We start from the raw sequence: 9,772 nt of genomic DNA on the forward strand, positions 1-9,772 counted from the left end.
ACGGGGAGGCACGTACGGCGGGGCCCGGGACGGGGCACGGGCTGGGCCTGACCTCGACCGCCGCGATCGGCGCCGCCGTGGGCGACCTCGTCCTCCAGGAACCCGACGACCGTTGGAAGGACGTGGATCCGCCGTCCCCGTCCCCCGCCACGCGACGTCTGTGGACCGCGCTCACCCTGCGGTTCGGGGTGCCCGTTGAGCTCGCCCTCCAGGAGCTCGACGGCACCGGTGTGTGGCGGGCCCGTGTGTTCTCGGAAGGAGATCCGCTGGGAACGAGCGCGGCACCCGACCCCGTGACCTGTGTCGAGGAGGCCCTGCTCCAGGCGGTCGCGCGCGTGCGGCTGGCCGAGGAGGCCCCCGACGCCCTCCTGCCACCCCTCGCCACCGGCACGCGAACCCTCGCCCGGTGGGCCCGGGAGACGGGACAGGTGCGGGTGGACGCACCCGAGGGCGCCGACACCTGGCGCGACCTCGGGGTGCACTCGGCGGTGGCCGCGTGGACCTGACCCCCGACAACCACCGGCCTCTCCCCTCAGGCGCCACCCTCGACAGTCCGCACACGGTGCGCGTCGCGGGCGGGGTCCTGCACTCCGCGATGAGCGGCGCCCTGGCGATCCTCGGCCCGTGGACCCCCGACGGTGCCGCGGGCTGCGCCCGGTGCGCCGGGCTCTGGCGCGCCGACGTGGAGGGCGAACTGACCCCGGCCCCACCGGCGCCGGAGCACCTCCTCACTCTGTGGCGCGACGTGTTCTCCGCCCTGGCCGCCGCCACCGAGCCCGCCGACCTGCGCCTTCGCCTGATCGCGCTGGACTGTCGCACCGGGGAGGTGACCCGGCACGGTTTCGTCCCCCACCCCTCCTGCGGGCACTGCTTCCCCGACGGCCAGGGGCTTGCGGTCGCGGTACCGGGTGACACCCCCGAACTCACCGCCCCGCTGCCCGTCGTCGGCGACGCCCTGCGCACCCGTGCCATGGACAGCGACGACCTCCGCGACCGGTTGCTGGACTTCCGGTTCGGACCCGTCGCGCACGTCTACCGCGACGAGGAGTCGCCACTGGCGCTCATGACCTGCGAGACCGTCGCCCCCGGACACGCGTCCCGGGAGGGCGGCTACGGGCGCTCCACCCGCTTCACCGCGAGTGAGATCCCCGCCTTCCTCGAAGGGGTGGAGCGGGTGACCGGCGGACGACGGCTGACCGGCGCCGCCACCGTCCACGGCTCCTACGCGGAGGTCGCCGACGACGCGGTCGACCCCGCACGCCTCGGCCTGCACGAACCCGAGTGGTACGGGCACCCCTCGTTCGACCCCGTGCCCTACACCCCGCACACCCCCACGACCTGGGTGTGGGGATGGTCCACCCGGGAGCGCCGCCGCGTCCTGGTCCCCGAACACGTCGCGTACTGGCACGCGGGCCGCGCCGAGGAACGTTTCCTGTACGAGTCGTCCAACGGCTGCGCCGTGGGCGGAACCCTCGCGGAGGCGGTCCTGTACGGACTGTTCGAGGTGGTGGAGCGGGACGCGTTCCTGCTCGCCTGGTACTCACGCACCCGGCTACGACTCATCGAGGGGGCCGACGACCCGGACCTGGCCCACCTCACGGACCTGCTCACCGAGCGCGGCCTCACCCTGCGCCTGTTCGACCTCACCTCCGACCTGGGGATACCCACCGTCCTGGCGACGGTCACCGCCCCCGAGGAGGTGGTCCGCGCGGGGCGGGCACCCGCGCTCAGCCTGGCCACCGGCACCCACCTCGACCCGCGCCGCGCCCTCATGGCGGCGGTGGAGGAGACCGCGACCAACGCGCTGATGTACCCCAAGTGGGTGCGGATGCGCCCGTCCGTCTCGGTGGATCGGTGTCGGCCCATGCTCGACGACCCCACCCTGGTACGCACCCTGGAGGACCACACGGGCCTGCACGGGCTGTGGGAGGCCCGTCCGATGTGGGAGTTCCTGGAACACCCCAGCGGAGAAGTGGCCCTGGACCGGCTCACCGAAGGTCGGCCCCCCTCCTTCGCCGGAACCGACCTCGCCTCGGTGCTGCGCGCCCGACTCGCCGCCGTGCACGAGCTCGGCCTGGACGTGGTGGTCGTCGACCAGAGCAGCGCCCCGTACACGGCGGCCACCGGCACCCGCGCGGTCAAGGTGATCGTGCCCGGGGCCCTGCCGATGACCTTCGGCCACACACACCGCCGAACCCGCTCCCTGGAGCGGCTGACCCGAGCGTCCGCGCTGTTCGAGGGAGGGGTTCCATGGGAAGCGCCCGGCAGGACGTACCCGGATCCGCACCCGTTCCCGTGAGGAGCGGATTCGAGGAGGCGCTCGCGCACTTCCACGCGCAGTCCCACGACAAGGACGTGACCCAGGTCGAGACGCTGTTCTTCGGCGACGAACCGTCGAACGGGCTGGCCCTGCCGGTCCCGGGACAGCTGCGGCCGCCGTTGCCCGCGCTGGCTCCGCTGCGCGACCTGGACGCCGCCGCGACCGCGCTCGGCGGTGGCTGGCCACCCGCTCAGCGCCTGCTCGCAGCGTGTGTGGAGGCCGTGCGGGTACGCCGGATCTCGGCGGCCGACCGGTACCCGGTCCACCGCGCCTACCCCTCGCCGCGCGGCCTGTTCGGGGCGGACCTCTTCCTGCTCCCGCCCGAGGGGGCCGCGTGGTGCCTGCGGGTGGACCCGCAGTCGCACGCCCTCCAGCCGGTCGGGGGGCCGGGAGCCCCCGCGGACCTGGACGGGGCCCGCCTGGTGGTGGCGGTGGACCAGAACCGGTACCCGCCCGAGTACGGAAGGCTGCGGCCCTCCCTCGCGCGGTTGGAGGCCGGGCACCTCCTGGCCACACTCGGCCTGACCCTCACCCGCGCGGGGCTGCGACCGCACACCCACCCCGACCCGGCGCACCCGGCCTGCACGGAGGCGGCCCAGCTGCTCCCGAAGGGCATGACCGCGGTCGCCGCCCTCACCCTCGACACCGCGCCCCCGCGCACCACCGCCCCACTCCCCAGCGCTCCGAGCGGGGTGGTCCTCTCCCCCGAGGCCACCGCCCGAGTGGCGGCGACCGTCGCCCCGCCCGGTCGAACCCTGCGCCGCTGGCTCGACGAGCGGACCAGCGGGGTCTCCACAGCCAACCTGGTGACCAGCGCGTACGTGAGCCCGAGCCAGGGATCGACGATCAACTCCGGGCTGACGCGGGCACTCGCCGCCGCCCACGACGCCCTCCCCCATCCCCGCACCCTGCGCCTGTACCAGCACGCGCTGGAGGGGGACCGGGTGGACGACCGGGTCGTGCGCGAGCTCCACCCAGACGGCACCGAGGGGCCCTCCCGACCCGCGCCCCGCACCGGCGAGACCAACTTCTCCGCCACCCTCGGCCACACCCTCACCGTGGACTTCCCCGCCTGGGCCCGTGCCCTCGGACCGGAACACGCCGAGACCGTCCTGCACACCCTCCTCGGGTGGATCACACAGTGGGGCTGCCTCGGGGCCGCCGCCACCGACCTGTGCGCCCGCCCCATGCGCAACTACTCGGAGGCCGACTGGGCCTTCGCCCTCGGCCTGGAACCCGAACAGACCCCCGTCTACCAGCTGTGGGTGCGAGCCGAACGCGGCACCTACATGGACACCCCCGTCGACGCCGCCCCGGAGACCCCATGACCCGCACCTGGTCCGCCGTGTACGTGTACCTCCACCGCAGCGGCGCCGACATCGACGCCTTCCTCCTGGAGCACCTGGCCCCCGAAGCGGACGGGATGGTCTCCACGGGGCGCGCCGCCTCCTGGTTCTTCCTCCGTTACTGGGACGGCGGGCCCCACCTGCGGGTCCGGTTCCTGGACGCCGAACCGGACGCCGTCGCCGCGTTCGCCGACCGCATGCGCGCGCTCGCCAAGGAGACCTCGGGGGCCGCGCTGGACCTGGACAGCGGCACCTACTACGCCAACCTCCCCCAGGCCGACCCCGCCCGCTGGCACGCGGACGGCGACGTGGTGGAGGCGGTGTACGAGCCCGAGACCGAGCGGTACGGCGGGCCGCGCGCCCTGGAGGTGTGCGAGGACTTCTTCGCCGTGAGCACACGCATCGCCCTGGCCGTCCTGAGGTCGGCGCCCCACCAGCACCAGCGGCAGGTGGTGGCGGTCGACCTCACCTCCCTCGCCTTCGGAGCGCTCGGGTTCGACGACGTGACGGCGGTGCGGCAGGCGCGCGGGTACTACGCCACCTGGGACTACTCGGCCGAGGTGGCGCGCGGCGGGACCCAGGCACGGGCCGACGCCGAGCGGCTGTTCCACTCCTCGCCCGCCCGGTGGTTGCAGCGGCGTCCCCAGGTGGAGCGACTGGTGTCCGGTGACGGTTCCTCCACCCACCACCTGTGGAACCGGGGCCTGCGGGAGACCGTCGCGCGCCTGAGGCGGATCGACACCGAGGAGGGGCTGGCCAACGGGCTGGACCGGATCGTCTGGTCCCTGCTGCACATGACGCACAACCGGCTCGGGCTGGACATCGACGACGAACGCCGGATCGCCTGGCTCCTCTCGCTGGCCTACCCCCGCTGGGAGCCGCCGGGCGACTACTTCGACCCCGGCGTCGGGTCCCCGGACCGCAACTACCTGGAGGCCAGCAAGTACCTCCCGGACACCATGGCCGGCGACCACCTGCCCCGCGAGGTCCCTCCGGAAGAAGTGCGCGAGGGTGCGTCGGAGGCACCCGAGGTGGCGCTCCCCGAACCCGCCCCGCTCACCGCGCCCCTCGGCCGGGTTCTGGCCGAGCGCAACAGCGACCACGGTGACTTCGGTTCCCACCTGGAGCTGGCCGACCTCTCCGCGCTGCTCGGCCACGGTGCCGGGATCAGCCGTGACCGCGCCGACCAGCCCGGGCGCCACCTGCCGCCGCGCACCCACCCCTCGCCGGGCGCGGCCTACGCCACGGAGGTCTGGGTGGTGGCACGGCAGGTGTCAGGCCTGGAGCCGGGGGTCTACCGCTACCGGCCCGAGGGCCACCGCCTGCTTCGGGCGGACGGGCCTCCAGAGATCGACCGCCTGACCGAGCTCTCACCGTTCCTCCGGGAACACGCCGACGGCCGCCCCGGAGTGGAGGCGTCCACGACGGGGGCGCTGGTCCTCCTGGTCGGCGATCTCGGCAGGCTCCGGCGGGGATACGGCCAGAGGGCCCTGCGGCTGCTGCTCCAGGAGTGCGGTCACGTGGCCCAGAACATGTCCCTGTGCGCGACCGCCCTGGGCCTGCGCTCACTGGTCGTCTCGGGGTTCGCCGACGACGCGGCCAACGCGCTGCTGCACCTGGACGGCGTGGACCGCACGGTGCTGACCCTGTTGCCCCTGGGTACCTAGGCAACCCCGGAACTGGACGGACGACACCTTTACCTACCCCTGGGGACACAAGTGTCCACCGCCACTGGCATCTTGTTCTACTGAGTAGTAACATTGACTTGTTACTAGTCGGTAGATCCGCGTGTACAGACACCGCGGCCAGGGAGACACAGCGGAGCTGTCCATGACGCATTACAAGAGCAACCTGCGCGACATCGAGTTCAACCTCTTCGAGCTGTTCCGACGTCAGGACGTACTGGGCGACGGCCCGTTCGAGGAGCTGGACGAGGAGACCGCGCGCACCATCCTGGACGAGATCAACCGCCTCGCCACCGGTGTCATCGCGGAGTCCTTCGAGGACGCCGACCGCAACCCGCCGGTCTTCGACCCCAAGACCAACACGGTCGCCCTCCCCGAGAGCCTGAAGAAGTCCTACCAGGCCTACATGGACGCCGGCTGGTACAACCTTGACCTGCCCCAGGAGCTCGGCGGCCTCGGTGCCCCCCGCTCCCTGGTGTGGTCCGCCGCCGAGCTGATCCTGGGCTCGAACCCCTCCGTCCACATGTACTCCGCCGGTCCCGGCTTCGCGAGCATCCTGCACTCCGAGGGCAACGAGGCGCAGAAGAAGTTCGCCGAGCAGGCCATCGAGCGCGGCTGGGGCGCCACCATGGTGCTGACCGAGCCGGACGCCGGTTCGGACGTCGGCGCCGGCCGCACCAAGGCCACCGACCAGGGTGACGGCACCTGGCACATCGAGGGTGTGAAGCGCTTCATCACCTCGGCCGAGCAGGACATGACCGAGAACATCTTCCACCTGGTGCTGGCCCGCCCCGAGGGCGCCGGCCCCGGCACCAAGGGCCTCTCGCTCTACCTGGTGCCGAAGTACCTGGTGAACGAGGACGGTTCCCTCGGCGAGCGCAACGGCGCCTACGTCACCAACGTCGAGCACAAGATGGGCCTCAAGGCCTCCACCACCTGTGAGCTGACCTTCGGCGACAAGCACCCCGCCATCGGTTACCTCGTCGGTGACAAGCACGACGGCATCCGCCAGATGTTCCTCGTCATCGAGTACGCGCGCATGATGGTCGGAACCAAGGCGATCGCCACCCTGTCCACGGGTTACCTGAACGCCCTGGAGTACGCCAAGGACCGCGTGCAGGGCAACGACCTCGCCGGGCCCAAGAACTCCCCGAAGGTCACCATCACGCACCACCCGGACGTGCGTCGCAGCCTCATGACGCAGAAGGCGTACGTGGAGGCCATGCGTTCGCTGGTCATCTTCACCGCCACCCAGCAGGACGCCATCCAGATCGCCCACTCCAAGGGCGAGGACGTCACCGAGCTGGAGGCCATGAACGACCTCCTGCTGCCCATCGTCAAGGGCGTGGGCTCGGAGCGCTCCTACGCGCTGCTCGCCGAGTCCCTCCAGACCCTCGGCGGCTCCGGGTTCCTCCAGGAGTACCCGATCGAGCAGTACATCCGTGACGCGAAGATCGACACCCTCTACGAGGGCACCACGGCCATCCAGGCCCAGGACTTCTTCTTCCGCAAGATCGTGAAGAACGGTGGCCAGGCCATCGGCAAGCTGTCCGCCGAGATCAGGGCCTTCGCCGAGAGCGAGGCCGGCAACGGCCAGCTCAAGGAGGAGCGCACCCTCCTGCTGACCGCCCTGGGCCAGGTCGAGAAGCTGGTCGAGCTCATGGTCGGCCACGCGATGAGCTCCGCCGAGGACTCCCGCGAGCTCTACAAGGTCGGTCTGAACTCCGTCCGCCTGCTCTTCGCCTTCGGCGACGTCGTCTTCGCCTGGCTGCTGCTCCGTCAGGCCGAGATCGCGCTCAACAGCCTCGACGGCGCCAGCGACGACGACAGGAACTTCTACACCGGCAAGATCGCCGCCGCGCGCTTCTTCGCCGAGCAGTTCCTGCCGCGTGTGGAGTCCGAACTGAAGATCGCCAACGGCGTGAACCTGGGCGTCATGGAGGTTCCCGAGGAGGCCTTCTAGCCTTCTGGAGGGCCGCAAGCGCCTGAGGGGCGGGACGATCGATCGTCCCGCCCCTCCACTGTTCCCAGGGTCCTCGGATCGTGCTTCGTGTCGCGGCTGGTGACTGTCACCAGCGAAAAGCGGCTGCGAGGCAAACGGCGCCCCCAGGTCCGTGCCGTTCGGGAGCCGTGTCGCGGCCGGTCAATGTCGCGAGCGAAAAGCGGCAGCGAGGCAAAGAGAGCCCCCAGGCCTTGTGCCGTTCGGGCCCGTGTCGCGGCTGCCGGTTCAGTCGCCGGAGGGGTCCGGCAGGAGTTGAGCCGTGAGTGAGCGTGCTGTGGCGGTCAGTGTGGCCGCGTCCAGCCCGGTCCGGCCCATGAACAAGATCCCTTGTTGCGCGGCCAGGAGGGCCCGCGCCAGTGCGATCGGATCCGCTCCGGCCGGTAGGTCGCCCTCGCGTTGGGCGCGGGCGACGCAGTCACCGATCAGCGCGGTGGACGTCTCGTAGGTGCGGTGGGCGTGGTCGAGGACTTCCGGATCGGCGTTACCGAGTTCGCAGGTGCTGTTGGCCATCAGGCAGCCCCGCCGCGTGCCGGCGCCGGTCGGGTCGTCGATCGGCGCCTCGAGGAGCATGCGCAGTGCGTCCAGGGCCCGTGGAGCCTCGGCGAGGGCTTCCCGAAGATGGCCATGGCTGTCGTCGGTGTAGCTGCGCAGCACCCGGAGGAAGAGCTGACGCTTGTCGCCGAACGCCGCATACAGGCTGCCTTTGCCCAGCCCGCTGACCCGCATCAGGTCTTCCAGCGAGGTCGCGGCGTAACCGGCCTCCCAGAACTGATCACGGACGGCGTTCAGTACCTGCTTCTCGTCGAACGATCGCGGACGTGCCATGCGAACAGGATACGAGTTCTTGACCGTTCGGTCCACCATGCTTATGGTGGACCGAACGGTCAAGAACTCCGTGGCACGTCGTACCCAGGGAAGTGGGAAGTACATGGGAAAGCTGGACAACAAGGTGGCGATCGTGACTGGCGGGTCGCGAGGAATCGGGGCGGCCTCGGCGCTGGCGCTAGCTGACGAGGGAGCCGACGTCGCGATCAGCTACTCGTCCTCGGCGGATCAGGCCAAGGCCGTGGTCGCCGACCTGGAGGCGAAGGGAGTGCGTGCGGCGGCCTTCCAGGCAGACCAGGCGGACGCGGCGCAGGCGGCGGGCCTGATCCACAGCGTGGTCCAGCATTTCGGAAAGCTGGACATTCTGGTCAACAACGCGGGCGTCACCGTCGGTGCCCCGATCGACAGCGAGCTCGCCGACGAGGCCGCCTTCGACCGCCAGCTCGCCATCAACTACACCAGTGTGGTGGCCGCGGTCCGAGCGGCGTTCCCGCTGCTGCCCGACGGCGGGCGGATCGTCAGCATCAGCTCGGGCGTAGGAACACGGGTGGGCTTCCCCGGAATGAGCGACTACGCGGGTACCAAGTCGGCCCTCGAGGGCTACAGCCGGGGCGCCGCCCGCGATCTGGCCCACCGGGGCATCACGGTCAACGTCATCCAGTCCGGGTTCATCGACACCGAGATGAACCCCGCAGACAGCCCGGCCGCCCCCATGTTCCTTCCGACAACGGCGATGGGGCGGTACGGCAGGCCGGAGGAGATCGCCGCGGGCGTCGTCTTCCTCGCCAGCCCGCAAGCCTCATACGTCACCGGCGCAGTGCTGAGGATCGACGGCGGATACGGCGCATAGCGCGACCGAGCAGCAAACGGCGAGCGGCCACGGATCGCGGCCGACGGTAGCGCAGAAGTACGGCCCCTTTCCATGGCAGATTCCCGGGCCACTTCTGCCACCCAGCCGTCCGTGGCCGTCGTCGGCCTGCATCTGGAACCGAGCGGATCCGGATTGCGCACGGGCTCATGGACGCATTGCGGGACGCCGCGCAGAGCTAACTCATCGCCGCAGTCCAGACCCCTTGATCGCCAGAGCATGACCAGGTCAGCAAAGGCTCACTGTCTGGGGCGTTTTACATAACACACCCAGGCACCGTTTTCGGGGTTATCCACAACCCCTTTACAAGGGAAAGAAACCTGGCATTCCAGGTCACATTCCACCTTGCCTTCCATTCCCTTTTCTTCTATTCGCGCATACAATGGAAGCATGACCTTCTCCTTCGCGCACCACACGGTAATGGCGGGACACTCTCCCGCTGTGACCGCGATGCGCCACGCGAGGGAACAGGTCACCCACGCTCTGGCTGAGGTACCTCCGGCTGGTGCGGTAGCGGGGGTGCTGGACGAGATCTGCCACCTGTGGCAGGACATGGACCAGGCCACACTCGCCATCCTGTTGCGCCTGGCCCAAATCCAGGCCACCGGTAACCTCCTCGAAGTCGGCGGACAACGCACCCTGGCCGGATGGATCACCCAAGCCCTCGGGACCAGCCCGGCCCAGGCCCGCTCCCTGGCCTGCCTGGCCCAAGCCCTCTTCAACGAA

The 9,772-nt window shown here is 70.6% G+C and carries 6 protein-coding genes and 2 pseudogenes; 7 read left to right on the forward strand and 1 reads right to left on the reverse strand.

The genetic code is table 11. The annotated features are described in order from the left end of the window. The 5 genes and pseudogenes from ADX84_RS26475 to ADX84_RS24330 form a co-directional block, all read left to right on the forward strand. Positions 1 to 506: pseudogene (locus ADX84_RS26475) on the forward strand (hypothetical protein); the annotation flags it as partial. Then, positions 497 to 2,299 carry a YcaO-like family protein gene (locus tag ADX84_RS24315; protein WP_049579640.1) on the forward strand — a complete coding sequence of 601 codons (1,803 nt, stop codon included), beginning with the start codon at positions 497 to 499 and terminating at the stop codon, positions 2,297 to 2,299. The pseudogene ADX84_RS26475 and the gene ADX84_RS24315, both read left to right, overlap by 10 nt. Further along, a complete protein-coding gene (locus ADX84_RS24320) occupies positions 2,251 to 3,648 on the forward strand; it encodes a hypothetical protein (RefSeq protein WP_049579642.1) in 1,398 nt (465 codons plus the stop codon). Before ADX84_RS24315 ends, ADX84_RS24320 begins: the two co-directional genes overlap by 49 nt. Continuing rightward, positions 3,645 to 5,333 carry a thiopeptide-type bacteriocin biosynthesis protein gene (locus ADX84_RS24325; RefSeq protein ID WP_049579644.1) on the forward strand — a complete coding sequence of 563 codons (1,689 nt, stop codon included), beginning with the start codon at positions 3,645 to 3,647 and terminating at the stop codon, positions 5,331 to 5,333. Before ADX84_RS24320 ends, ADX84_RS24325 begins: the two co-directional genes overlap by 4 nt. A 163-nt stretch (positions 5,334 to 5,496) precedes the next feature. Continuing rightward, positions 5,497 to 7,314, forward strand: coding sequence for an acyl-CoA dehydrogenase (locus ADX84_RS24330; RefSeq protein WP_049579646.1), 1,818 nt, complete (start codon positions 5,497 to 5,499; stop codon positions 7,312 to 7,314). Between the two features lie 264 nt (positions 7,315 to 7,578). On the opposite strand, the gene ADX84_RS24335 is transcribed toward ADX84_RS24330, so the two are convergent. Then, complete coding sequence (locus ADX84_RS24335) at positions 7,579 to 8,178, reverse strand: TetR/AcrR family transcriptional regulator (protein WP_049579648.1); 600 nt, start codon at positions 8,176 to 8,178, stop codon at positions 7,579 to 7,581. Positions 8,179 to 8,281: 103 nt separating this feature from the next. On the opposite strand from ADX84_RS24335, the gene ADX84_RS24340 reads away from it, so the two are divergent. Together ADX84_RS24340 and ADX84_RS24345 are read left to right on the forward strand one after the other, a co-directional pair. Beyond that, positions 8,282 to 9,028, forward strand: a complete 747-nt coding sequence (locus ADX84_RS24340; RefSeq protein ID WP_049579651.1) for an SDR family NAD(P)-dependent oxidoreductase — start codon at positions 8,282 to 8,284, stop codon at positions 9,026 to 9,028. 459 nt (positions 9,029 to 9,487) lie between these two features. Next, positions 9,488 to 9,772: pseudogene (locus tag ADX84_RS24345) on the forward strand (HNH endonuclease); the annotation flags it as partial.

This window comes from Nocardiopsis sp. SBT366 (assembly GCF_001083815.1).
Classification (GTDB): domain Bacteria; phylum Actinomycetota; class Actinomycetes; order Streptosporangiales; family Streptosporangiaceae; genus Nocardiopsis; species Nocardiopsis prasina.